At 44.5% G+C, this 25388-nt stretch carries 24 protein-coding genes and 2 pseudogenes; 7 read left to right on the top strand and 19 right to left on the bottom strand.

Annotated features, from left to right (window positions below; translation table 11 throughout):
* Positions 1–128: 128 nt before the first annotated feature.
* Positions 129–1553, bottom strand: a complete 1425-nt coding sequence (uxaC, locus tag MLD56_RS10760; protein WP_029519075.1) for a glucuronate isomerase — start codon at positions 1551–1553, stop codon at positions 129–131.
* A gap of 518 nt (positions 1554–2071) precedes the next feature.
* On the opposite strand from uxaC, the gene alsS reads away from it, so the two are divergent.
* A complete protein-coding gene (gene alsS, locus MLD56_RS10755) occupies positions 2072–3781 on the top strand; it encodes an acetolactate synthase AlsS (protein ID WP_029519073.1) in 1710 nt (569 codons plus the stop codon).
* A gap of 163 nt (positions 3782–3944) precedes the next feature.
* Entirely contained in the window at positions 3945–4691 is a 747-nt protein-coding gene (budA, locus tag MLD56_RS10750; RefSeq protein ID WP_029519072.1) for an acetolactate decarboxylase, read from the top strand.
* A 156-nt stretch (positions 4692–4847) separates the two neighbouring features.
* Here the strand turns inward: budA and MLD56_RS10745 are convergent, their stop codons facing one another.
* The 6 genes and pseudogenes from MLD56_RS10745 to MLD56_RS10720 form a co-directional block, all read right to left on the bottom strand.
* Complete coding sequence (locus tag MLD56_RS10745; protein ID WP_239645263.1) at positions 4848–4997, bottom strand: hypothetical protein; 150 nt, start codon at positions 4995–4997, stop codon at positions 4848–4850.
* Entirely contained in the window at positions 4994–5176 is a 183-nt protein-coding gene (locus MLD56_RS10740) for a tetratricopeptide repeat protein (protein WP_029519070.1), read from the bottom strand. Before MLD56_RS10740 ends, MLD56_RS10745 begins: the two co-directional genes overlap by 4 nt.
* 149 nt (positions 5177–5325) lie before the next feature.
* Complete coding sequence (locus MLD56_RS10735) at positions 5326–6306, bottom strand: S8 family peptidase (RefSeq protein ID WP_029519069.1); 981 nt, start codon at positions 6304–6306, stop codon at positions 5326–5328.
* Positions 6307–6507: 201 nt separating this feature from the next.
* Positions 6508–7902, bottom strand: coding sequence for an MATE family efflux transporter (locus MLD56_RS10730; RefSeq protein ID WP_029519068.1), 1395 nt, complete (start codon positions 7900–7902; stop codon positions 6508–6510).
* Positions 7903–7979: 77 nt separating this feature from the next.
* A pseudogene (locus MLD56_RS10725) lies at positions 7980–8138 on the bottom strand (metallothiol transferase FosB); the annotation flags it as partial.
* A 432-nt stretch (positions 8139–8570) separates the two neighbouring features.
* Positions 8571–9959, bottom strand: a complete 1389-nt coding sequence (locus tag MLD56_RS10720; protein WP_029519065.1) for an MFS transporter — start codon at positions 9957–9959, stop codon at positions 8571–8573.
* A gap of 317 nt (positions 9960–10276) precedes the next feature.
* Between MLD56_RS10720 and MLD56_RS10715 the strand changes: the two genes are divergently transcribed.
* Both MLD56_RS10715 and MLD56_RS10710 read left to right on the top strand, forming a co-directional pair.
* A complete protein-coding gene (locus tag MLD56_RS10715; RefSeq protein ID WP_080658676.1) occupies positions 10277–11290 on the top strand; it encodes a LacI family DNA-binding transcriptional regulator in 1014 nt (337 codons plus the stop codon).
* Positions 11291–11402: 112 nt separating this feature from the next.
* Positions 11403–11690: pseudogene (locus MLD56_RS10710) on the top strand (MFS transporter); the annotation flags it as partial.
* Positions 11691–11764: 74 nt separating this feature from the next.
* Here the strand turns inward: MLD56_RS10710 and MLD56_RS10705 are convergent.
* Both MLD56_RS10705 and murI read right to left on the bottom strand, forming a co-directional pair.
* Positions 11765–12631 carry an aminoglycoside phosphotransferase family protein gene (locus MLD56_RS10705; RefSeq protein WP_029519059.1) on the bottom strand — a complete coding sequence of 289 codons (867 nt, stop codon included), beginning with the start codon at positions 12629–12631 and terminating at the stop codon, positions 11765–11767.
* Positions 12632–12729: 98 nt separating this feature from the next.
* Entirely contained in the window at positions 12730–13533 is an 804-nt protein-coding gene (murI, locus tag MLD56_RS10700) for a glutamate racemase (protein WP_029519057.1), read from the bottom strand.
* Positions 13534–13824: 291 nt separating this feature from the next.
* On the opposite strand from murI, the gene MLD56_RS10695 reads away from it, so the two are divergent.
* Positions 13825–14451, top strand: coding sequence for an FMN-dependent NADH-azoreductase (locus tag MLD56_RS10695; RefSeq protein ID WP_029519056.1), 627 nt, complete (start codon positions 13825–13827; stop codon positions 14449–14451).
* 147 nt (positions 14452–14598) lie between these two features.
* On the opposite strand, the gene MLD56_RS10690 is transcribed toward MLD56_RS10695, so the two are convergent.
* The 8 genes from MLD56_RS10690 to zwf form a co-directional block, all read right to left on the bottom strand.
* The gene (locus MLD56_RS10690) at positions 14599–15108 is read right to left on the bottom strand and encodes a hypothetical protein (RefSeq protein WP_029519055.1); all 510 of its coding nucleotides are present in this window, start codon (positions 15106–15108) and stop codon (positions 14599–14601) included.
* Positions 15109–15281: 173 nt separating this feature from the next.
* Entirely contained in the window at positions 15282–15437 is a 156-nt protein-coding gene (locus MLD56_RS10685; RefSeq protein WP_023988309.1) for a hypothetical protein, read from the bottom strand.
* A 488-nt stretch (positions 15438–15925) separates the two neighbouring features.
* Complete coding sequence (locus MLD56_RS10680; protein WP_029519053.1) at positions 15926–17011, bottom strand: lactonase family protein; 1086 nt, start codon at positions 17009–17011, stop codon at positions 15926–15928.
* Between the two features lie 69 nt (positions 17012–17080).
* Entirely contained in the window at positions 17081–17527 is a 447-nt protein-coding gene (locus MLD56_RS10675; RefSeq protein ID WP_028542408.1) for an OsmC family protein, read from the bottom strand.
* Between the two features lie 55 nt (positions 17528–17582).
* Positions 17583–18791 carry an MFS transporter gene (locus MLD56_RS10670; RefSeq protein ID WP_029519051.1) on the bottom strand — a complete coding sequence of 403 codons (1209 nt, stop codon included), beginning with the start codon at positions 18789–18791 and terminating at the stop codon, positions 17583–17585.
* A 380-nt stretch (positions 18792–19171) separates the two neighbouring features.
* Complete coding sequence (locus MLD56_RS10665; RefSeq protein ID WP_029519050.1) at positions 19172–19846, bottom strand: SOS response-associated peptidase; 675 nt, start codon at positions 19844–19846, stop codon at positions 19172–19174.
* Between the two features lie 156 nt (positions 19847–20002).
* Positions 20003–20896: a phosphogluconate dehydrogenase (NAD(+)-dependent, decarboxylating) gene (gnd, locus tag MLD56_RS10660; RefSeq protein WP_029519049.1), complete on the bottom strand. Its 894-nt coding sequence runs from the start codon at positions 20894–20896 to the stop codon at positions 20003–20005.
* 54 nt (positions 20897–20950) lie between these two features.
* Positions 20951–22453, bottom strand: a complete 1503-nt coding sequence (gene zwf / locus MLD56_RS10655; RefSeq protein WP_029519047.1) for a glucose-6-phosphate dehydrogenase — start codon at positions 22451–22453, stop codon at positions 20951–20953.
* Positions 22454–22743: 290 nt separating this feature from the next.
* Between zwf and MLD56_RS10650 the strand changes: the two genes are divergently transcribed.
* Positions 22744–23064, top strand: a complete 321-nt coding sequence (locus MLD56_RS10650; protein ID WP_007430161.1) for a winged helix-turn-helix transcriptional regulator — start codon at positions 22744–22746, stop codon at positions 23062–23064.
* 142 nt (positions 23065–23206) lie between these two features.
* Complete coding sequence (locus MLD56_RS10645) at positions 23207–23536, top strand: hypothetical protein (RefSeq protein WP_029519046.1); 330 nt, start codon at positions 23207–23209, stop codon at positions 23534–23536.
* A 10-nt stretch (positions 23537–23546) separates the two neighbouring features.
* Here MLD56_RS10645 and MLD56_RS10640 read toward each other — a convergent pair whose 3' ends face one another.
* Complete coding sequence (locus MLD56_RS10640; RefSeq protein ID WP_029519045.1) at positions 23547–24470, bottom strand: NAD(P)/FAD-dependent oxidoreductase; 924 nt, start codon at positions 24468–24470, stop codon at positions 23547–23549.
* 235 nt (positions 24471–24705) lie between these two features.
* Entirely contained in the window at positions 24706–25308 is a 603-nt protein-coding gene (locus MLD56_RS10635) for a nitroreductase family protein (RefSeq protein ID WP_029519044.1), read from the bottom strand.
* Between the last annotated feature and the right edge of the window lie 80 nt (positions 25309–25388).

Here is a 25388-nt window from a genome sequence, read left to right as displayed (position 1 = left end):
TGGATTTTGCAAAATCCTCAGTTGATAACTATTTTATTTTTAATTGCTCTTACCGGGAGTTTTGAAACAAGCTCCCGGTAAGAGCCCTTTCTTATGAAGTTAGTGAGTCCTCGCCTTAGGGCGTAGTTTCACTTACTATGAACAACCGTTGGGAAATTAAAATATTGCTCGGCGTTGTTGTAGCAAATGTTTTGTACCATGGCTCCGAGCAGCTCCAGATCCTCAGGCGCCTTACCCTCCTGAACCCACGTTCCAATTAAGTCACAGAGTATACGGCGGAAATATTCATGGCGTGTGTAGGAGAGGAAGCTGCGGGAATCCGTCAGCATACCAATAAAGCGGGACAGCACCCCGTAGTTAGCCAGCAACTTCATCTGCTCCTGCATACCTTCGATATGGTCGTTATACCACCATGCCGTGCCAAACTGGATTTTCCCCACATTTCCACCGGATTGGAAACAACCCGCGAGACTTGCCAGTACTGGATAATCAACCGAATTAAGCGAATACAAAATGGTTCTCGGTAATCCTCCTGCCAGCTCCTGTGCGTCCAGCAATGCCGCCAATGGACGAGCGATAGAGCCATCATTTACGGCATCGTAGCCTGTATCCGGTCCCAATTGACGGAACATAGTAGTGTTGTTATTACGCAGTGCGTGGATATGGTATTGCATAGCCCAGCCATGTTCTGCATACTGTTTGCCAAGGAAAACCAGAACGTACGATTTATATTTCGCCTCCTCTAAAGGAGTCACATGGCCTTCCTCCAGCGCCTTATTGAATATGGCTGCAGCTTCCTCCCGTGTCGTTTCTTCATAGACTACAGTATCCAGCGCATGATCAGATACTCGGCCTCCGGCAGCATGGAAATGGCGCACCCGGCTCGCCAGCGCATTCAAAAATCCTTCCAGGCCAGAAACATCCAGTCCGCTGACTTCACCCAACCGAGCCACCCAAGGCCGGAAAGTTTCGCGATTTATCTCCAAAGCCTTGTCGGGACGAAAGCTTGGCAACACTGCGACTGGGAAATCGGTCAGCTTGCTGATTTGTTTGTGGTATTCGAGATGGTCTGTCGGATCATCCGTGGTGCACACCACAGTTACCTTCGAGTTCACAATCAGATCACGTGCGCCAAAGCCTTTTCCCTGCAGCTTTTGGTTTACCTTTTCCCAGATCACTGGTGCGTTCTGTTCATTCAGCAGCTCAAAGACACCAAAAAAGCGTTGAAGCTCCAAATGCGTCCAATGGTACAGCGGATTGCCGATTAGTGTAGGTACGGTTTTGGCCCAAGCCATAAACTTGTCATAATCTTCGCCATCCCCCGTAATCAGGCGTTCCTCAACCCCATTGGCCCGCATAAGTCTCCACTTGTAATGGTCTCCGTACAACCAAGCTTCCGTAATATTCTTGAACGCTTTATTTTCATAAATTTCTTGTGGACTTAAATGACAATGATAGTCAATAATCGGCATATCCTTGGCGTACTGATGATACAAGATTTCAGCCGTTGGATTGCTCAACAAAAAGTTTTCGTCTAAAAACGCTTTAGTCATTACTTTCTCATCCCTTCTATAATCGTGTTTCTCAACAAATTGTTAACGTTAACAAAAATGCTTGTACTGTACTCGTTTTCAATAATAGCATTCTCCACCACATAGCAGATCTCGTGATTAGGCAAGATGATATAGCTGTAATACGATACCTGCACATCATTTCAAGCCGGATTACTTCACTTTAAATTTAATGTTTACGTTAACAACAATTACATTGTAACCGCTATCCTTTGTAGACGAAAGTGATTTTTATCATGTGAGCGAATAAAAAAAATGGCCTACTGCCATTTGGAGCAGATCTGTTCTATATTTTCCCGATAGCTGATACCAAAAGAAATTTCTACAATTTTTAATTTTCCCCGATAAATCAAACTTTGAAAACGTTTTATGTGTTTTTCTCTTTTTTTCAGAAAATTTCTTTCTTGAAAATACCAGTTATTGCATTATAATTGTAATATACATCCATTGTTTTACATTGAAAGTATTTCATTGGTTTATTTCAAAGATGAAAAGAAGAGGTGGTAGCATTGAGTACCAAAGTTCAAGCTGTTCAAACTAAAACTAAAACCAAATCCGATACAAAAGGAGCCGACCTTGTTGTCGATTGTTTGATCAAGCAAGGGGTTACGCATATTTTTGGCATTCCAGGTGCCAAGATCGATTCTGTTTTTGATGTTCTTCAAGATCGGGGTCCAGAATTGATCATATGCCGTCATGAACAAAATGCCGCCTTTATGGCAGCAGCGGTCGGTCGTTTAACAGGTAAACCGGGCGTATGCATTGTTACTTCCGGTCCAGGCGCGTCTAACTTGGCGACAGGACTTGTCACCGCTAATGCAGAGAGTGATCCTGTCGTCGCCATTGCTGGTGCAGTCCCAAGATCAGAACGCCTGAAACGCACGCATCAATCTATGGATAACGCCGGACTTTTCGAACCCATCACCAAGTACAGTGTAGAAGTAGAACATCCTGATAGTGTACCGGAAGCAATTACTAATGCATTTCGGATTGCGACCTCAGCCCAGCCTGGAGCCACATTTGTCAGTCTGCCGCAGGACGTGTTGACTTCGTCATCCGAAGTAACCGCCATTGAGAAGGTTTCCCTTCCCCAGCTTGGAACCGCACCCGCCGAGCTCATCAAACAAGTTGCAGGCCAAATCAAAAAAGCCAAGCTGCCCGTACTCCTTCTCGGTATGAAAGCCAGCACACCCGAAGCTACAGCAGCCATCCGTGCACTGATTCGAAACACGGATTTGCCTGTGGTTGAAACCTTTCAGGCCGCTGGAGCCATTTCCCGGGAGCTGGAAAGCCACTATTTTGGGAGAGTCGGTCTGTTCCATAATCAGCCGGGTGACATGCTTCTTGGAGCGGCAGATCTGGTACTGACGATTGGCTATGATCCTATTGAATATGATCCAAAAAACTGGAATATTCCTGCGAACCGAACCCTTATTCATCTGGATGATCATCAAGCAGATATTGATCATGATTATCAACCTGATCACGAGCTTATCGGGAATATAGCCCTGATTGTGAGTGGCCTTGCAGAAGAATTGCCTACCTTAAAGCTACCTAAAGCCTCCTGCGACCAATTAAATCGTCTTCGTCATGATCTAAACGAGCAAGAAGCTGTTCCTGTACACAGTCACGATTATCTGATTCATCCATTACAATTTATTCGTACACTGCGCAGCCTGATCGACGATAATGTCACTGTCACCTGTGATGTTGGTTCACACTACATTTGGATGGCACGATATTTCCGTTCGTATGAACCGCGGCGCCTTCTATTCAGCAACGGAATGCAGACGTTGGGCGTAGCACTGCCTTGGGGGATTGCTGCCACACTCGTCAACCCCGGTCAAAAAGTCGTTTCTATTTCTGGAGACGGAGGATTTCTGTTTTCATCCATGGAGCTCGAAACCGCTGTACGTCTTAACTCTCCGCTAGTGCATATCGTATGGAGAGATGGTACCTATGACATGGTCGCATTTCAACAACAGATTAAATATGGCAGAACTTCCGGTGTAAAATTTGGAGATGTTGATGTAGTGAAATATGCTGAAAGCTTCGGGGCCACCGGATTACGCGTGCACTCTCCTGAAGAACTGGAAAGTGTATTGCAGCAGGCACTTCATACGGATGGTCCTGTGGTTGTTGATATCCCGATTAATTATCAAGATAATATCCAGTTGGGACGTAAACTGCTGCCAAATCAATTAAACTAACCTTTACCAAGACTTACTCGTGACGTTTTCGTGACAATTATGGAGCAAAACGTTATTTTTTATGATTTTTTTGAGTTATTCTCGTTATTTACTGAAAATTTACGTTTATTATTGAAAAAGAAAGAAAATAAATGCATACAATTACAAAAGGAAGTGTATTACCATGACCGTTGCAGGACTGGAAACCAAGCAAGAAACTGACCATGATATTTACCAAACGTCCACTATGCTCGCTCTATTAGATGGTCTTTATGACGGAGTTGTTGCCTTTGAGGAGTTGCAAAAGCACGGGGATTTTGGGATTGGTACCTTTGATCAACTGAATGGCGAGATGATCGCGTTCGATGGTGAATTCTATCACTTGCTTCCAGACGGTACGGCCCATCGTGTAAAACCGGAAGAAACCACACCTTTTTCCACCGTCACCTTTTTCCATGAAGATTTCACATATACTATTGACCGCCCCATGCATCGTGAAGAGCTGGAAGCTCTGCTGTTAAAGTTGTTTCCAAGCCGTAATCTGTTCTATGCCTTCCGTATGGATGGCACTTTTCGTGAAGTAAAGACACGTACCGTCCCTCACCAGGTGAAGCCTTACAAACCTTTTATCGAAGCGACCAAATCTCAGCCTACGTTCTCTTTTAACGACGCTTCTGGGGTGATTACAGGTTTTTGGACACCTGCCTATGCTCAAGGTATTGGGGTAGCCGGATTTCATCTGCATTTTATTAACGATGAACGCACTGGGGGTGGGCATGTCTTTGATTTTATCGTCGAAAAGTGCACCATCCGCATTTGTCAAAAATCCAATCTGCACCTGGTCCTGCCCGATACCCCGGATTACTTGAAGGCCAACCTGTCCAGAGAAAACCTGGAGAAGGAAATCGCCGTTACTGAAGGTGCGCAGTAATCGCAGCTATTTAACTCATCAATTTACAGACCCTATAGCCAAACAATAAACAGCAAAAGATCACAGTCAGGAAAGAGAATTACTGCTCTCTGACTGTGATCTTTTTATGTACGAGCGTATATATACGTTACTGCTTATGCTCTCACTCCGGTCCACCTATGTCTCGATCTGATCCAGTTTATCTGCATAATATTGAATGGCACGTGAGTACTCTTGTGTAGATAAATCCGAGGTCGTCTCAGCCACCTCCATTAGCAGCTCCTGCATGGCTTTCCCGAATTCCCCCAGATTATATAATACCATCACGTAAAATACCCGAAACGGTCTGTAATCCGGAAATTCGTCCATTCCTGTGTCCAAGCGGTCTGATACCACAATTCTGCATCATTTTGCTGCTGTTCTAATGCCTTCAAAAGAAGCTTTCGTGCTTCCTCTGCTTGCCCTGTTCGTCTAAGCTCGCCAGCTTGCGCCATGATATCGTTCATATTAATCCTCCACTTCTGACTCATGCCTATCTTTGAGATATATGTTACCCGACATTTGAATGCAATGTAAATGGAGTTTTTCCTAAGATTTAAAATCCAAAAAAACGACTCTCCTTACAGGAGAGCCGCTATATATCCGAAGTTACGGTTTATTTAACCTTCAATGATCCTGCAGTTAGTATTCCTGCTACACGCTGTGCGTCGAAAATACGCGAGAGCTCCTCTACTGCCGTCAAGTACAATAGACCGTTGCCTTCCAGCTTAGGAGAATTGCCAAGTGGAATCGTGCGTTTGATGAGTTGTGCATATAATTCCGGTTCGGTGAGATCACGCTCAAAGCTCGCACTTACCAGCTGCTTAATCAACGCCAATGCACCTGCTACGTGCGGAGTAGCCATCGAAGTTCCGCTAAAAGTCGCATATTTGCCGCCCGGAACGGTGGACAAAATATCTTCTCCGGGTGCAACCAAATCCACCTCATTATTAGAATTACTGAATTCTGAGGCGTGCCTGTCAAAATTGATAGCGCCTACGCTAATCACTTCATTATAGCAGCCGGGGTAGCCGAGCTCGTCCGTTCTGTCGTCACCGTCTCCCTCATTTCCAGCTGCACAGATGACCAAGATTTGGCTAGCTACAGCCTTTTTTACTGCTTCATGCAGCTCTGGCACATCTTCAGGACCGCCAAGTGACATCGATATGATATCTGCCTTTTGCTCAATCGCATAATAGATGCCTTGAATAATCCAGTCATATTGACCGGAGCCCTGCTTGTTTAGCACTTTGATGATGAGCAGGTCTGCCTCTGGAGCAACACCCACGACACCATCCGCATTTTCTGCTGCCGCAATGGTTCCTGCCACATGCGTGCCATGACCGTTATAATCCTTGAAAATTTCCGGATCACCTTGATCATCATCCGTGAAATTCCGTCCGCCAATAATGCGCGCCTTCAAATCAGGATGGTCCGAATCACAGCCCGTGTCCAGCACCGCCACCTTCACGCCTTGGCCTCGAGTCTGGTTCCATACCGCAGGAGCCTGAATCAGCTCTACACCTCGCGGTATTTCATTCACTTGTTGCTCCTGCTTGATCACTTGGTAAGGAATGATATGCACTTTACGTTCCATCCTATTCCCTCCTTCATGGATTCAATCGGAAACCACCCGTCTTTGAAACTATGAAACTTTGAAAACCTCTACTACATTCGAGGTTACTATATTCTAGCAATTTTTGAAAACTTTGAACATCCCCATTTTGCTTATTTTTGTAAAAAAACAGACATCCCCCAATTCACTTGGAGAATGTCTGTTGTAGGTTCTCTATCAGCCTTAGACGGATTCCGCCTGAAGTTCAGCCTTGGATAACAGCGATTTGTGCTGCCATTTCCGGCCCTTCCAGCGTAAATAGTGGAAAATGCCTCGTACCCACTCATCGCAGGCATGTGCAATCCACACACCCAGCACTCCATATCCCATATGAATGCCCAGCACATATGCTAACGGGATTTTAATCCCCCACATTGAAATTATGGCCATCATTAACGGGAACTGAACATCTCCCGCTGCTCGCAAGGAGTTAATGACAACATGATTAAACACTCGGCCCGGCTCCAGCAATATACAGAAAAGCAAAATCGCTGCCCCTAATTGAATGATCGCCGGCTCATCTGTAAAGATCGCCATCACTTCATATCGGAAAAAGGATACTACCACGATTACAGCAATCGTAATGATCAAAGACCATTTCAGGCTCCGTAAAAGTTGATGATAGGCCTTTTCCTTGTCTCCTGCTCCAATCAGGCGGGCAACAATAATTTCCGTCCCCTCCCCTACAGCCATTCCAAATACCATAAAAAAGTACACAATTGTATTCGAATAAAAATGGGTTGCGATTGCCGTTGTACCCATAAAGCTGACAAACCGGGTCACCATCATTTGGCTAAGCTGATAAGACAACCATTCCAGCCCGGCAGGAATACCAATCTTCAGAATGGCTACCAGCTTACTCCATTGTAGCTGTACATAATACCGGATGCGAATCGGCGCACTTACACGCTTGTACAGCAGTAGAAAAATCCAGACACATGCTACAACACGGCTAATAACCGTTGAAATCGCTGCTCCCGCCACTCCCATCTGCGGCAGACCAAACCAGCCATAAATGAGCAATGCATTTCCTGCAATATGTAAAATATTCATACCAATGCCCACGATCATCGTATCTTTAGTAAAACCATGCGATCGAATAACCGGACCTGCGGTTAGCATGAGCGCTTCCAGAAACAGCGAACCCCCTGCCAGCATCATATAAATCTCTGCATTTTCCTTAATCGTCGGAGTAATATGGTAAAAGGATAGCAAAAAATCCCGACTGACAATAAACATCAAGCTCAATGCCAGACCAAACACCAGATTAAAGGTTAGTGCCGAAGCCGTAACACGGCTTGCATCCACATGCTTTTGCGCCCCCAATAGCTGAGCAATGATCACACCTACACCAAGACCAAGCAGATTGAAAAGTATAATCGTAAATTCAATCAACTGTCTGGACACACCCACAGCCGATACAACCTCATCAGAAACATGGCTTAGCATGAACGTATCCACGCTACCCATCAAAATGTGAAACAACATCTCTATAAAGATCGGCCAAGTGATTGCAAAAACCGTCATCGTTTTAATGACTTGCGCTTGCTTGGAAGCGTTTTCCTGAGACAGTGACATCCTTTCGTATTCCTCCTAAATGCGAACCCAATCATTACTTACTTATTACTTATATCATTTATATCGATAACAATTACTCATTCAAAAAAAGTCATATGCTTTTTCATTTTATAATATTCCAGGCGGTCCCGCAATTGTCCTGTGTGGAATTCATACTTATGTCCGTCTGGATCTGTAAAATAGACTGGCCTTTTGTCCTGTTCATTCCGTTCTCGTACGGACAAAATGATGACATTAAAAGTTCTCAGCTTGATAAGCGTGGTATTCAACATGATTCGATTGTCCATTGCAGAACGTCCTTCTTGTGGTTTTCGTTCAGGTAGACCTCGTTAAAATAATAATTTCTTATCAAAAAAAGACTATAACATCATCAAGATTGATGTTATAGTCCTTTTTTTAAAACTGGTCAAGAAAAAAACATCTTGGTTTTCATAGTTAAATTCTAGACTACCGCTCTTTAATTCAGCTAACGTTTCCTAAGCCTAAAGTATGGGCTTCTCAGACAATGAGCTTCATAAACTTAGTTGACCTACCTTGTAGTTCTGATAAATATGAGATTCAAAGAATAGAAACTGAAAAGGAAGCAAAGAATTCAGGAAAAATTTTAGTGGATAATGGTTTGAATACGGCTTCTTTCCACCATTTCTTCTCCATTTGCTTTCCTCTCCTTATTTAGCGTTTTTTAAGAATTCAAGCTCTTTGACAATACCGGGAAATAATTTATCTAGGTTGTAAAATGCCAGCAATACAATTTGCAGGGCAGCCAAGATAATTGGAACGTAGATAAACATGAAATGAATAGACGCTAGCGCTGTGGCACTGATTGTAGCTTGTCCACCAGCATATCCTCCCAATGCCAGTCCCCAACCGATGAGTGCCGCTCCGAAACCGCCTCCCGCTTTTGTGCCGAAACTACCCGCACTGTACACCAGTCCTTCGGTGCGCATCCCTGTCTTCCATTCGCCATACTCAATGGTATCTGACAACATGGCAAAGAAGGTTCCGAGAATAGCGGCATGTCCAAGCGCTTTAATAACGAGTCCCAGGCAGACCGCCATAAGACTTGCGGGACTGACGGCAATAACAAGCGATCCCACAATCAGGAGGATACTTCCGATAATGGATGAATTTCGTTTCCCGATCCGCTTGACGACGGGAGGCAATAACAAATAACCAAGCAGGGAAGGAAGGAGTAAGGATATGCCGAGCACCCCAATCAGATTGGCGTCTTTTAACACATAACGTGCGTAGTAAATATTCATACCTGTGCCCAGTGAGTTATTTATGAAATAGACCACAGCAAACCCAAGAATCAATTTCCAATACTTATTACGCATCAGCGCTCCAAAAGCACGTCCAAACGGAATTGGCTTCTGTACAACAGATGGAGTAACCCTTTCCTTGGTACTGAAGAAGGTAACGAGAAATAAGAAGGTTCCGAGCAAACCAAACAGAATAAAGGTGAAAATCCACCCCTTTTGACCGCCGCCGAACGACTTCACTAACGGGAGGGTGAAATAATTAATTAGCAAGGCACCAATATTCGCTAGAGACATACGAAAAATATTAAGCAGAGAACGCTGGTAAGAATCCTGCGTTATCATGGAATTAAGCACACCATAAGGGACATTAATGCTGGAATAGATAATGTTCATCAACAGATAGGTAACGTAAATGTATAGAATAGTGATCGTCATATTTCCACTTGGAACCGTGAACAAGAGAACTCCAGACAACGCAAATGGCCCGGACATCCACAGTAACCAAGGACGGGCCTTCCCGTGTCTGCTCTTCGTTTTATCGATCAAAGCCCCAATCGCGACATCAATAAACGCATCCAGTACACGCGCAACTAGCATTAAAGTACCAATGACCCCGGCGCTGATCCCGATTACATCTGTGTAAAAGTAGGACAGAAAAGTCATTGCGGCGGCAAACAGCAACTGGCTGGCAAAATCACCGAATCCATAACCCATCTTTTCTTTTAGCGAAATATTTGAACCGGTTTGCTTTGAAGCCTCATTTCCCATTACAACAATATCGCTCGAACTTCTCATGCTCATGCTCCTTTTCCCTTGTTATTCTCTACAATTCCAAGCCATAAGGAAAACGTTTTCTTGATAATCAAAAAACAAGCCGAAATACCTTGAATTCAGCTAGTTATTTGGTAAAAACAATCATTTATGTCCAGAAAATGCTAGAAAACGTTTTCCGGAGTTGATTATACTCTCCCTATAAACCAAGGTCAAGCGCTTTCTTTGCCCTGGAATCTTTGTTAAACTCAATAAACAATTCAATAAACTGATATAATAAATTCAATTCACTTTGAGAACCTTTTTCTAAATAAATACTTGCTTGAAAGTCGGTGTGTACAATGAAAATGACTATAAAAGATGTGGCTCGAATGGCCAACGTCTCCATTTCAACGGTTTCCAGAGTGATCAATAACAGCCAGACGGTGAACAGTGAAATACGCAAACGAGTTCTAGATGTCCTTGAAGCCACTCAATTCCGTCCAAATGCCATAGCACGGACACTGGTAAAGAATAATACATCTCTGATTGGAGTACTTCTGCCCGAGATTAAAAACAACGTCTTTGATAACATGGTTGAAGGCATCAATCAAGTAGCGCATCTATACGGTTTCGATGTCATAATCGCCTTGTCAGGGGGGGACGCGGACTCTGAAATACACTATTACAATATGTTCCGTGAAATGCAGGCGAGCGGAATTATCATATCGGTAGACGGAATCCGGGATGCGCTATACGCGCTCATTGAAGCGGCGGGAATTCCCTGCATCCTTGTCGGACGGGATTTTCGAGACAAATCCATTCCTTCCGTACATGTTGACAACATAACGGCTGCTTTTGAAGCGGTAACTTATCTAATTCAGCAGGGACATCAGGATATCGCGATGCTGCGGGGAGCTGCGGGAGATATTTCAGTGGGCAATCAGCGTTTTTTGGGCTATGAACAGGCATTGAAGGCCGCTCACCTGCCAGTACGTCCCGAACGTGTGTTGGAAAGCGGCTTTTCAGTTGAAGACGGCGTAACCTCTATGAGAAAACTTTATCATTCAGGCCCATTGCCCAGTGCGGTGTTCTGCGCGACGGACCGAATTGCCATAGGCGCTATGAACTTTCTGGCCGAGAATGGGGTGAAAATACCTGAACAGGTCTCTTTCTTGGGATTTGACGACATTGATATGGCTACAATAATCCGGCCTAAATTGTCAACTGTCCGATATTCAGCATCCGAACTGGGCATGGTCGCCGCCCGCAATCTCATTAAGCTTATTAAAGGAGAGGAATTGGCTGCTGTCCACTGGTCCATATCGCATCAGTTAGAAATTCGGGACAGCAGTGCAAAACATGGGCTATCCTAATCTTTGCATGTTCCTACGCGGTTGCTGGAAGTGCTTCACCGGCTAGGATGGATTTTGTCAGCTCCGACGCTGAATAATGGAAACGTTCTCTTGCAAAGTTTTTCCCAAAAGAGCTTACTACATTCCCATGATTATAATAATAATTATATGGGGGGCTGTTTTTACCGGCGGTCTGATTGTAAGTCAAACTTGGTTAACTTCGGAGGCCTCAGAAGCACCTGAATTTGCTAATAGCTTGTTTGTCTCCTTTGCAAATTTAGGTGTCACGATTGGCACCACCTTAGGCGGATGGTTTCTATCACAGATGGGAACACACCTGATTACCTGGAGTGGAGTATTATTTCTGTTGCTTGCATCTATCTGCATTGGGTTAAAAATCAAGTTTTTTGATATGCTCTAGTACTTTTTGATAAAAATGTATCTATTTCTCCAAATCTGGTACCGAAAAGCAAATATGATTCCATCCTTGTATGCTCATATTCCCTCTTCCTTACAGCGAATCCTGTTAAGCCAATAGGTCCACGCTTCTGTATATTGATCGAGATCTTCCGGATGACGACAAATGCAGGTGGCTATACGAAAATATAGTCCCAGTAACACTTCCCTGTTTAGCTCGTATTCCCCTGTCATCTCCGGCTCAAGCTTCTCTAAGGAAGGCAAAATGGTATCTATGGTCAGCCTATCCGGTGAAGAACAAAAGGCGTATATCAGATCATATAGGGGTTCTCCCACCACGGGATCAGGATCAATAATACCCGTCAATGTGCCATTTTCGTTAAACACAAAATTATGTACTCCACAGTCGCCATGAAGCAAATATTTAATATTCCGTTGCGGCGATCCAGCCACAAGGGTATGAACGAAACGATGATCCTCACGGGGTAAAATGTCTTGTATGATCTTTCCAGATTCCTTCGTTCTGTGCAGCAGAAAATCTTTCCATTCCACAAACGGGTGGTCCGGATAACCATAATGACGTTCCTCACCAAAAGGCTTATAGTGCGAGATCACCTCCGTCGCCAGATGAAGCAACAAATTGCTTTTGTTTCGTCCATGATACTGTGTGAGCCCTGACCTGAACGTGTATACCAAATAACGGTGCAACGGATCTACATAAACCAAACGCGATAGTTTCTCAATCTGTACATAGGTATGTAAAAACTCCGCCTCGGCTTTTACAATCGCATGATCATTTTGCTTAATCACATATCGAGGCCTGGTACCATCCATGACAACAACCACTTCGCTCGAAGTACCGCCGGTCAGCGGTTTGAGATTTTGCATATGGCCTTCAAGCACGCCTGCTGCATAAAGCTCATTCAGGATTAGTTGAACGTCCATTTCACGCCTCCCTCCGTGCGTCTGATCCACAATGCGGCTGGCGATTTTTTGGATAATTTCATTAAGATAATCCCACACGTTCGCCAGCCGCTCTTCTTTTAAAAATAAATCTTTTCATGCTCCGTATAGATTTCAAGCGCCCGCTCCATCTTACGCACATAGGCCTCATCCTGACTAGAACATAGAAATGTAATGTGTCCCGCCTGCGATGGACTGGATTTTGGCGAAGGTTCCAGCAAATTACGCTCAGACAACACCTGTTTCAACCGTCTAACTGTTCCCTGGCTCCCGTCAATTAACTGAATATGAGAAGGCAGTAGTTCCCTTAGAATTTCCTTATAAAAAGGATAATGAGTACATCCCAATACCACCGTACCATATATGTCGAGATTGAACGAAGACAACTCACGGTTAAAATATGCGGACATTTCTGCCCGGTCAAAATTCAACTGTTCGCAATAATGTACTAGCTCCGGCAGAGGTAGTGAGTCCACGCTCCCATGATCGTCAACTCTGGATACGAGTGCTGCATAACAAGATTGTTTCAACGTCAATGGTGTGGCTAACACCAGAACTCTTTTACCATTAGCCCGGTTCATCTCGACCGCTGGCTTCACAGCTGGCTCCATACCAATAATCGGAATAGGATATTCCTTCCTTAGCTCCGCAACCGCGATACTTGTAGCCGTATTGCAGGCAATCACCAGTGCCTTAACATCTTCTTTTAGAATCGTTTGCACTGAAGCCTTGACATAACCAAGCACCTCTTGGGGAGTTTTCGTCCCGTAAGGCACATGAAGGGTATCCGCCATGTATACAAAATTTTCGTTTGGCAAACGTCTTAGTGCCTCGGACAATACTGTAATTCCACCCAATCCTGAATCAAAAAAACCTATCTTCAAGCTACTCACCTTTTTTCATTCAACTATGGTGCCAAATCTTGCTGGCACCATGTTCATTTCCTTCTTCGCCTACTTAAACTATTCTCTTCATTAGACTTTACATTTAAATTTTACCGCAAAACTGATATTTTGCAAAAGAAACACTTGAATTTTACAGTGTAAAAAATAAAGTAGCTTTTCAAAGTAAATTTAATATAAAAGCGTTGACAGATATTATCTTTATATTGTAATATTACATGGTAACTTACTAACTTAACTTACTTATTCAACTTACTTAGGGGGAAATAAATTATGTCTAAAGTATTATTTGTCAAAGCTAATGATCGTACAGCTGAAGAATCTGCAACAGTTAAATTGTATAACGCATTCGTGGAAAGCTACAAATCTTCCCACCCATCTGATGAAATCACTGAGCTGGACCTGTTCTCCGTCGAGCTTCCTTATTTGAACGCTAACATGATCAACGGCACGTTCAAATCCGCTAGAGGCATGGAGCTGAACGCAGAAGAAGCTCGCCTGGCAAACATCGCTAATGGCTACCTGGATCAATTCCTGGCAGCAGACAAAGTCGTATTTGCTTTCCCGCTCTGGAACATGACGATTCCAGCTGTACTGCATACGTACATTGACTACCTGAACCAAGCTGGTAAAACATTCAAATACACTGCTGAGGGTCCTGTGGGTCTTGTAACTGAAACTAAAGTAGCCCTGTTGAATGCAAGAGGCGGCGTTTATTCCGAAGGACCAGCTGCTGCAGCTGAAATGTCCTTGAACTTCATGAGTAACATTTTAACCTTCTTCGGCGTGAAAGACATCGTGAAGGTTGTACTGGAAGGACATAACCAAGCTCCAGATCAAGCACAAGAAATCGTTGCTTCTGCTGTACAACGTGCAGTAGACACAGCAAAATCGTTCTAATCATATATTATGAAGGGAAGAGGATATCCGCGCCCTATATGGGCTGGATATCCTCTTTTTTGTTATAAAATATAAAAACACGTGCTCCCCTGATCTGTAATCAAGTGAAGCACGTGTTTGTGATATGAGATTACGATTACTTCTATTTTAAGGAATGAATTGCTGCACGATTTTTACAACTTTACCGTCACGAAGCGTAACATGGTATGGAAATTGACTGAGGTCCAGAACGTCCTTTTTTGCAAAATCCTTCTCAAACTGTGTCAGCGGAATCGATTCGTTCCATTGTACGTCTGTATCTTCTATGTTACCCGTGTGATCATAAATCTGCACCTCTACCGAAGCATCTGGTGCAACCTGATACACGTCATTTTGCACGGAATTGTTTACGATGTAGTAGCCATCCGGCGCTCCATCCAATCCTGTATTTCCTTCATGCTCCACAAATGCTTTGTCTGCCGCCGCGCCTTCATACCATTCAATCGGGTCTGCCGACAAATAAATTTGTCCGTCACGAATCTCCATTTGGTTTATATATACGGTCTCCTGATTTTCAGCAGCTGCGACAGGCGTGTAGCCTTGCGCTGTTGCTCCTGCCGTCGTAATCAGCATCATCATTAAAGCCAATACGGTCCATTTCGAAGCTAGTTTCATCATGTCTGATCTCTCCTTGCCGTTTGGGTATGTACACGGTGTCTGTAAGCTTCATTACCCTTGTGTACTTATCATAAACGTTGCACGGTTAAAAAGTGTATCAGATACATAAAAAAGAAGTTACGATTTTTTAAGACTTGGTCTTAAAACTTGATAACATGTCCTATTTATCTTTGCTATCTTAATAACCCGACCTGACGTGCCTGTTCTTCGGTGAGAATAAACTCCTCATTTTGCCATACTTCGTCCTCTTTGGTTACAGCAAACATCCCCATGATCTCTGTCCATATTCCTTTGTCGACGGCTTCCTTTTGTGTAATGATAATTTTCATGAGAATTCCTCCTCCTGTAGAAATACATGCAATCCAACGCTGTCGATTTGTGTGGCCCACTACGCGAACAGATGGTAGGTCAAATATAATATTTTATTTAAAGCCTCTACCTCTTATATGGAACTCACAATGCTTGTCCTAGATTTACATTATCGGAGTGCTTGAGGGCTTCTTGTCCCGCTTATAACATATGTACCCTTTTCCTACCGATATTATTCGTATCTTATTTGTAACCTTAAAATTTTAGTTTATTTTCGTAGTTAGTGACTTCTTTAGAAATGACTAAGCCCTAAAATAAAAACGGCTGTAGGTTATCCTACGAGCCGTTTTCACTAACAATTTTTCTATGCTTGGTTAATCTATTAGTACCATCAACATATACATATTCAATGGCTGTCAAAGCATTAAAGCAGCGGAGCGTTCGCCTTTGCCCCTGGATTTCTACCCTTGAACATACAAACAAGAAATCTGGGGGCATTTCCTAATTTTTATACAGAAAAGTAAAAAGGCTGTACGCATACTGGCTTGGACACGGTTACTTGTTGCCCGGTGTAGGTCAAGCGTCCACTTGCCTTGTCCACTTTGAACGTAACGATGTTATTGGTGTCGCGGTTGGCCACGAGCATATGGTTACCATTTGGAGTCAATGCAAAATGGCGTGGATGCTCTCCTTCGGCAGATACATGCTCCACCAATCTCAGCTTGCCAGTTGCTCCGTCTACAGCGTATACCACAATGCTGTCATGCCCACGGTTGGAACCGTACAGATAAGCTCCATCCTCCGAAATTGCAACTTCAGCAGTTGTGTTTTCACCTGTAAAGTCAGACGGCAATGTCGGTACGCTCTCAAGCTCAGTGAGCTTACCAGCCTCTGCATCATATGCAAAAGAAGTAATGGAAGAATCCACTTCGTTAATGACAAAAGCAAATTTACCATTTGGGTGGAACGTCAAATGACGTGGACCTGCACCTGCATGGGTTTTCGTTTCACCATGAAGCACCAGTTGTCCTTTGCTGTCATCAATGGTATAAACACGGATCAGATCCAGACCGAGATCTTGTACGAACAGGAAGCGACCATCTGGACTAAAGAAACTGGAATGTGGATGTGGACGATCCTGACGTTCAGGGTGCGCTCCTTTGCCCTCGTGCTGTTTAACATCCAGCAACTCACCAATACGTCCGTCCTCAGTCAGAGACACCAGTCCCACCATACCTCCGTGGTAGCTGACTACAATAAGGTAACGATCAGATGGATCACGCTGAATGTGGCAAGTTGTTGCACCCACGTTTTCCGCACGATTCAGCAATGTAAATGTTCCTTTAACTGGATCAATTTCGAAAGCAGAAGCTTCGCCTACTTTTGCTCCTGCAGCAGAAGTCGTCTCCCCAATGGAATACAGCTTCCGATTTTTGACGTCCACATTCAGGAATGTAGGATTTTTCAAGCCGGAGAACTCATCCTGTAGTGTAAGTGCTCCTGTCTGTTCATTAAAAGTATACGAATAAACTCCGTTACCTTCCAATTCGGCGTAAGAGCCTGCGAATACGAGCAATTTTTGTTGCGCTGTCATGGTTGTGTCCTCCTTGGATTAAAAAAATGATGGGCAATTAGAATGATTGCTCCTGTTACAGATATCGCTTTAAGAGGCGCGCTCCACCACGGGCTCTGTGGACAACGTCACATTTCCCGCTACAGCACGCGAGATCATGCATGAGGTTTCTGCCTGCTCTGCCAGTCGCAATGCTTGTTCGATCTGTGATTCTGTCGCATCGGCGGCCAATTGAACCTGCGGACGATGCACAATTCGGCGATATGTAAAAATATTGTTCGTTACATCGACAATCCCTTCGGATTCCAGCGCCAGTGACGCCACCGGGAGACTCGCGCGCTCCATCATCGCCGCCAAAGTAATCAAATAGCAGGTAGCGGCGGCACCGAGCAGCATTTCATCTGGATTGGTGCCCACACCAGGGCCTCCCATCTCGGCCGGGATCGAAATTGCAGTCCGCAACTGTCCAGCCTCAATACGACCGTCACTGTTGCGCCCCCCGTTCCAGTCTGCCTTGAGCAGAAAGGTATGCTCCATTTCAGGTCACTCCTCTCTCTTATATTATGAATCTTCACACAGGTGAATGTAAAGGTTAGTCAATCTCCTGATTTTTGGTTTCCGTACCCAGCAACCATACAGCCGCTGCTCCGATCAAGATAGCTACGAAGAAAATCACAAAGATAGATGGTAACACTACGCCCTGTCCTACGAGTATACCGACTGCAAAAGGCCCGATAACGCCTCCAATACGACCAAACGCAGCCGCCATACCCACACCGGTTGAACGGACGGCTGTCGGGTACAATTCTGGTGTATAGGCGTACATGGCTCCCCATGCACCGAGATTAAAAAAGGACAAGCAGATACCAGCAGCTAGCAGCATTCCCGCCGTTTCCGAGGTGCCAAACCAAATGGCAGACACGGCTGTGAGCAGCAAGTAGATGATCAGTACGAATTTGCGGCCCAGCTTTTCAATTAGATAGGCGGCGGTAAAGTAACCTGGGAGTTGGGCAAGCGTCATGATCAGCACATACTCAAAGCTTTTAACCAGTTCGAAGCCTTTCATAAACATAATGCTAGGTAGCCACAGGAACATGCCGTAGTATGAAAATACAACTGTGAACCATAAAATCCACAGCATCAGCGTAGACTTGCGATTAGGTCCCGACCAAATCGAAGCCAATCGTGCACGCAGCGGAAGTTTAACGCTTTGCAGCTTGTAACGCGGTGAATCATCAATAGCTCTACGCAGATAAAGAGCGTACAGCGCAGGTACTGCGCCGAGAATAAATGCCATTTGCCAACCATACTTTGGAATAACAAAATAAGCAATAAGAGCCGAAAGGATCCAGCCTGCCGCCCAGAAGCTTTCCAGCAGCACAACCGCTCTCCCTCGTTCTTTCACAGGCACTGATTCTGACACCAGCGTCGAAGCAACCGGCAATTCCCCGCCCAAGCCTGCACCAGCAATAAAACGCAGCACCAGCAGCATTCCGAGGCCTGTCGCCAAAGCTGATAAGCCGCTGGCAATAGAAAAGATCAACAATGTCCACACTAAAATGGCGCGTCTGCCGTAACGATCAGCCAAAATCCCCGCCATAGCGGCTCCGAACACCATTCCTATCGAATTCATTGCAGTCAGCAGTCCAATTTGCTCAGATCCCAGATGCCACTCCTTTGCCAACGCTGCGACTATAAATGAAAGCAGCCCTACATCCATAGCATCAAACAGCCAGCTAAGCCCTGCACTGAACAGCAATTTTCTTTTTTTGGCTGGTGGTAATGAAGTTAAGTCACTCATGATTCGCTCTCCCTTAAAAATATATCGTATGTAGACGTATATTCAGGTGTCTTGTCACCTGTATCCTAGCATCTATTGTACCGTAAGCTTCCTTAATCTGCGAGCTTTTTAACACAGAAAAAAACGGAAGATTGCCTACGGCAATTCTCCCGCCTTCTGGAACCTGCCACTTACCGGTTTTGGACCAGACCGATGATCGTCACCATGAGCACCAGCAGCTGGATGAGTGTATCGTTACTCATTCCAATCGCCTCCATCCCATATGAGATACTCCTTCGGCCGTTTCCCCTCTCCCCGGATCATGACGCTTGTTCCCCAATACATACCTATGCAGGTGGCGGGAAGCTTATGATCAATAATGGATGAAAATCTCCATACATTTAAGGTTTAATCCAGGACCACTGCAAATCCATTTCCTGAATACATTCACGGTTATCATGTTCATCATTGGCCACCAGCGGGGTCACTGGATAGATGTTCATGTCGCCTTGCTCATACGTGCGCAATAGAGGCAGCAGCTCATCTATGTTCTGGACAGACGGATCCAGCCATGAATCTATATGATCAGCTTCCAAAATAGCTGGCATGCGGGTATCGAATTCACGTATATCCGTATTAGCATGAACTGTCATCATCGTACAGGTGCGTAAAGGCTCCTTACGACTATCATGCCATACTTCATATAGCCCCGCGACCGCAAACATCTTCTGTTCCGGCAGTACCACCCTTACAGCACACATGCGTTTGCCTAATTTTCGCCAATAATAAAATCCATTGCATGGAATGATACAGCGTCGGGTTTCCGCCATCTTGCGATAACTCGGATTTACCCGAACCGTATTTAAGTCTGCATTGACACAATCCTTGCCCCAGTAGGGAATAAATCCCCAACGAAATTCATCAAGTACCCGCTCTCCATCCTGATGCAGCACAATTGGAACATGCTGAGTAGGACTCATGTTATAGCGTGTTTTGTAATAATACATCACCCGTTGTATACCAAAGTGATCCCTCACCTCATCTAAATCAGCCGATAACGAAAACCTTTTGCACATATGCTATTCACCCTTCCGCCTTTTTCACCTATTGTGCGGATATACAAGGAAAAATATGCATATGCAGGTTATGCAAAAATCCAATAAACGCCAAAACATATAGCAATATCCCCGCAGTTGTGAAGCTACGGGGATAGATACTAACTTATATTGTTATTACTTCTTTTCTACCGCGTGACCGCCAAATTCATTACGCAGTGCAGCAACCACTTTCCCGTTGAACGTGTCCGCATCAAGAGACCGGTAGCGCATCAGCAGGGACAAGGCAATAACTGGTGTAGCAGCCTGAATGTCCAACGCTTCTTCAACCGTCCATTTTCCTTCACCAGAAGAGTGCATAACCCCACGGATTTCGTCCAGGTTTGCATCTTTGGAGAATGCACGTTCAGTTAAGCCCATCAACCAAGAGCGGATAACAGAACCGTTGTTCCACACACGCGCTACTTGTTCATAATCAAAGTCAAAGTTGCTTTTTTCCAGCACTTCAAATCCTTCACCGATGGAAGCCATCATGCCGTATTCCACACCGTTATGAACCATTTTCAGAAAATGTCCGCTTCCGGATTTACCTGCGTACAAATATCCATTTTCCACTGCTGTGTCGCGGAAAACAGGCTCAACAACCGCCCAAGCTTCCGGATCGCCACCGATCATATAACAAGCGCCATTGCGTGCGCCTTCCATCCCGCCTGAAGTTCCAGCATCCATGAAGCTGATACCATGTTCTTTTAAGCGGGCATGACGAGCAATAGACTCTTTGTAATGAGAATTACCACCTTCAATAATGATGTCCCCTTTGGACAACATCGGTTGAAGCTGATCCAGCACAGAATCAACAATTTGGTGAGGAACCATGATCCATAATACTCTAGGGGATTGAGTTGCCTGTACAAGCTCTTCCAATGTAGAAGCACCTTTAGCTCCATAATCCTTCATTTCTTGGATTGCGGCTGCATTGACGTCGTAAGCGACAAGTTCATGCTTATGATCAATCAAATTTTTCCCGAGATTCAAACCCATTTTTCCCAAACCAATTAATCCTACTTGCATAGTAATGGCCTCCTGCCGTAGCAAACATATTTTGGATATACTTTCTTGTTACTGTTAAGAACGAACGACTGCTTTCTCAGAGCTTTCGGACTTTTCGTCCAGCCACCATGTAAAGCCTTGCTCCTCTAACATTTGATCTGAAGCTTCTGGACCGTAAGAGCCTGCTGCATACGTGTGTAGTGGAACCTCACCACGAGCAAAAGCTTCCAGTACAGGTTGAACCCACACCCATGAAAGCTCAACTTCGTTCCAATGAGCAAAAAAGGTGGAATCTCCGCGCAGTGCATCAAAGATGAGGCGTTCATAGGCTTCTGGTACATCCTTGGCCTCGGAATGATAATTCATCAGAACCGTTTCCAGTTGACCAGCGTTTAGCGGGTCTCTACTATTCAGACGCAGCGTTACCTTTTCATCCGGGTTAACATGGATGATCAGCAAGTTCGGGTCAGTCGGTTGCCCTTGAGCGGCATAAGGATCTGTGCTATCCTTTTTGAATTCCACGACGATACGAGTAGATTTTTCTTTCATGCGTTTCCCGGTACGAATATAGAACGGCACACCCGACCATTGTTCGTTGTCAATCCATAGGCGAGCTGAAATAAAAGTATCATTTTGCGAATCAGGTCCGATATCCGGCTCTTCTTTATAGGAAGGAACTGCTTTTCCGTTGATCTCACCGTTGGTATATTGGCCTCTAACCACGCTGGAAGCAATATCAGAAGGATCAAGTGCACGAAGCGCGTCCATAACCTTGCTTTTTTCGTCACGCACCTGGTCAGCCGTGACATGTCCCGGCTTGTTCATAGCCGCCATCATCAATACCTGCAGCATGTGATTTTGTACCATATCACGAATAGCGCCAGAGTGATCATAGTATCCTGCTCGCTCCTCTACTCCTACAGTCTCAGAAGCGGTAATTTGCACATTGGCGATGTACTGATTGTTCCATATCCCTTGAAGCAACGGATTAGCGAATTTTAAGGCTTCAAGGTTTTGAACCATAGGCTTGCCTAAGTAATGGTCAATACGATAAATCTCATCCTCAGCAAAGGTTCTACTCAGGCGATCATTCAACTCACGTGCGGATTCCAGATCGTGCCCAAATGGTTTTTCGATAATGAGCCGTTTCCAACCCTTTGTTTCAGCTAAACCACTCTCCCGAATATTGAGGGCAATCACATCAAAAAATTCCGGTGCCACCGATAAGTAAAACATGCGGTTCCCCGGAATTCCCAAGTCATTTTCACGTTGCTCAGCAAGCTGTAGCAGCTTTTTATAATCTTCCGGGTAGTTGACGTTCAATGCGCTGTAACGGAAAGCACTTAAGAACTGATCCATCTGTGCACGGTCTTCATTCACGTGTCTGGAAAAATCCTTAATGGATTGCTCTACATTACTTTGAAATTGCTCGTCTGCCACTTCACGACGCCCCATCCCAATTACAGAAAAGGAAGCCGGAATTTTACCTTCTACAAACAAATTATACAAGGCAGGGTAAATTTTGCGTTTAGCCAAATCCCCTGTCGCTCCAAATAAGACAAATGTCATTGAATCCATGAAATATTCCTTCTTCCCATTATAAAGATGAGGTTATTAAAAGTTACCTGAGGAATTAACGTAACCCATAATACACCCAAAATAAGGGGCAAGTCAATCAAATTTTAGCGAAATCGTGAACATTCGATATATCCTGTAATGATAACGTTTTCTGTGGTATGATTGACGAAAGGAAAGAGAAAAAAATGTTAAATATGTCACAGTTGACACAAAGCGTTATAGTTACTATTGGTATACAGAGTTACTTTTAGTATACTGTTTAAAACAACAATGAAATTGAGGGGATTCAGATGAGCGACGACAGGCAGCCTAAGCTTTTGTGCGGTAAGGTGGAACAGTCCTTTCAGATCATCAGCAAAAAATGGACCGCTCTCATCATTCATACTTTGATGGAACATCCCAAACGATTTAGTGAAATTCACGTCTCCATACCCGATCTTAGCAAACGCATGCTGAACGAACGCATCAAGGAACTAGAGCTTTCCGGCCTGATCCTTCGCAATGTCATCACAGAGCGGCCTGTGCGTACCGAGTATTCGCTGACACGCAAGGGTAAAGAGCTAGGTGATGCATTGAATGGTGTGGAGAGCTGGGCCGAGAGATGGCTTTAACTTCTAACAGGAGATCGTCACACATGTTCTCCTGTTATTGTGTTACCCCATGTGGATCATAATACAGACTACAGTACGAAAATAATGGAACAACCACGCAGCAGCTCATGATTTCAGTCTGAGCCAAGGAGGGAAGAGAACGATGGCATTTGGCATTACCCGGCAGGAGCTTATGGCCTGGAAAAGAGAGGTCAGTCGTGGTGAAATTGCTTTTCTGACACATTACTGGGTGGATGATCGCTTTCCAGGCATTACAACCGTCACCAAGGTGGGATGTTCTAATTTGGACAAGCTGCGCTTATGGTGCAACCATAACGGATTGGACCCCCAATATATTCATCAACGTCAGCCCTATCCGCATTTTGATCTTATCGGCAACAAACAGACAGAAATTTTACGTAAGTACGGCATGAGCGATCAATTAAAACGCTTCGAACTTCATCTCCCAACGAGTACACGCCCATCGTTCTAAACCGCAGCTCTCAGAGCTGCGGTACTTTTGTTTTCATACCCGTTAATACCTTGTGTATCCAAATCGCTGACATAGCTCCTTCTCCCATCGCTACAGTCGCTTGTTCGGCATGAGCCCCTAAGTCCCCGGCTACCCATACATTTTCCACATTTGTCATTTTGCTGCGAGGATGAGTTTCAATGTGCTTATTATGCAGCAGATGTACACCCAGTTGCTCTGCCAGCTCTGAATGAACATGATTGCTGCCAAAAGCTAAAAAGCCCCGCTCTGCTCGAACTACTTGTCCATCGGCCAGCCGCACTCCTTCAAAACAGCCCGGTTCTCCGGTTATAATCTCAGAAATAGCGGCTTCCTTATAGCCAATCCCTTTTTCCCGCAGCTTTTCGCTCAGCTCGTCCGGCACCTCTGAACGCTCATGATTGACATATACAAGTTGATCGGTGCGCTCTGATAAAATCAGAGCCATGGAAGCTCCTGCTTTGCCAGCCCCCATGACGACCGTACTGCGATCCTGAACCTCATAACCGTCACAATCCGGGCACACATATACACTGTTGCCCAAGCAAGCTTGTAACCCATCCAGTTTTGGAAAACGATCCGTTAGCCCTGTCGCCAACAGCAGCGTCTTTGACGAATACATGGAGCCTTCCTCCACTTGAATGTCAAAAAGCTCATCCCTTTTGACGGCTTTGACCGCCTTTTCTTCAACAAACTCAGTTCCTAGTTTCGTAGCCTCGCTACGTCCACGCCGTCGCAGCTCTTCACCAGAAATTCCCTCAGGAAATCCCAAAATATTATGATATTGATGACACAGCGTAGACCGACCATAGCCGGAATCTATTACCAGCACCCGATGACTGCTGTATCTTCCCAATTGAATGGCTGCTTGCAAACCGGCAATTCCCCCGCCAACAATAATGCAATCATAGTTCATCACTTTTCCTCCTTTGAATGCGCGTTATCCTAGACAGCTGCATAAAACCGCAATCACATCTATGTAAACTTCTCATCCAATTTTAAACATAATATCACCCACTAACGGATGAATTAACCGCTGTGTCTGTATATATCAAAGCTTACATATCTTAAAAATGGAATGGCAAAGAGCACTGTAGATACCCACAGTGCTCTAATCAGGCTGAACTTGAAACGTCATTTTATCGTGAAAATTATTTAAATGTTTTTACACGTTCTTCAATAGGCTGGAATTCTTTTTCACCTGGTTGGAATGTCGGTTTACCAAATGGCATTTCAGCAATCAGTTTCCAGTGCTCAGGAATGTTCCATTCGTTTTTCACTTTTTCATCAATCAAAGGGTTGTAATGCTGAAGGGATGCGCCCAATCCTTCTTGTTCCAGAGCTGTCCATACAACCAATTGCAACATACCATTAGATTGGTTAGCCCAGATTGGAAAATTGTCCGCATAGGCTTCGAATTGTTGTTGCAGACCAGCTATCACGTTATTGTCTTCAAAGAACAAGACCGTTCCGTAACCGCTGCGGAAACCGTTCATTTTCTCAGCAGTAGATTTGAATTGTTCTTCATTGCCTACCACTTCCCGCAAAATATCTTCTGTAATATTCCACAGTTTGTCATGATGTTCTCCAAGCAACACTACGGCGCGTGAAGTTTGGGAGTTGAACGAGGTAGGTGTGTACTTCACAGCTTCCTCTACAATTTCTTGAATCCGTTGGTCAGAAATGACTTGTTCTTTGCTAATACCATAATAGGAGCGTCTGTCTTTCAGAGCTGTGAAGAAGTCTTTAGTCATTTTGTTACCTCCTGAGAAAAATTAATTACTTTTCGTAACTTAATGTACATTACACATATCTTAAAGTCAAGAGATTTCTT

The organism is Paenibacillus peoriae, from assembly GCF_022531965.1.
In the GTDB taxonomy this organism is placed as follows: domain Bacteria; phylum Bacillota; class Bacilli; order Paenibacillales; family Paenibacillaceae; genus Paenibacillus; species Paenibacillus polymyxa_D.
Note: the sequence above shows the minus strand (reverse complement) of the source record. Positions and strands in the feature narration are given on the sequence as shown.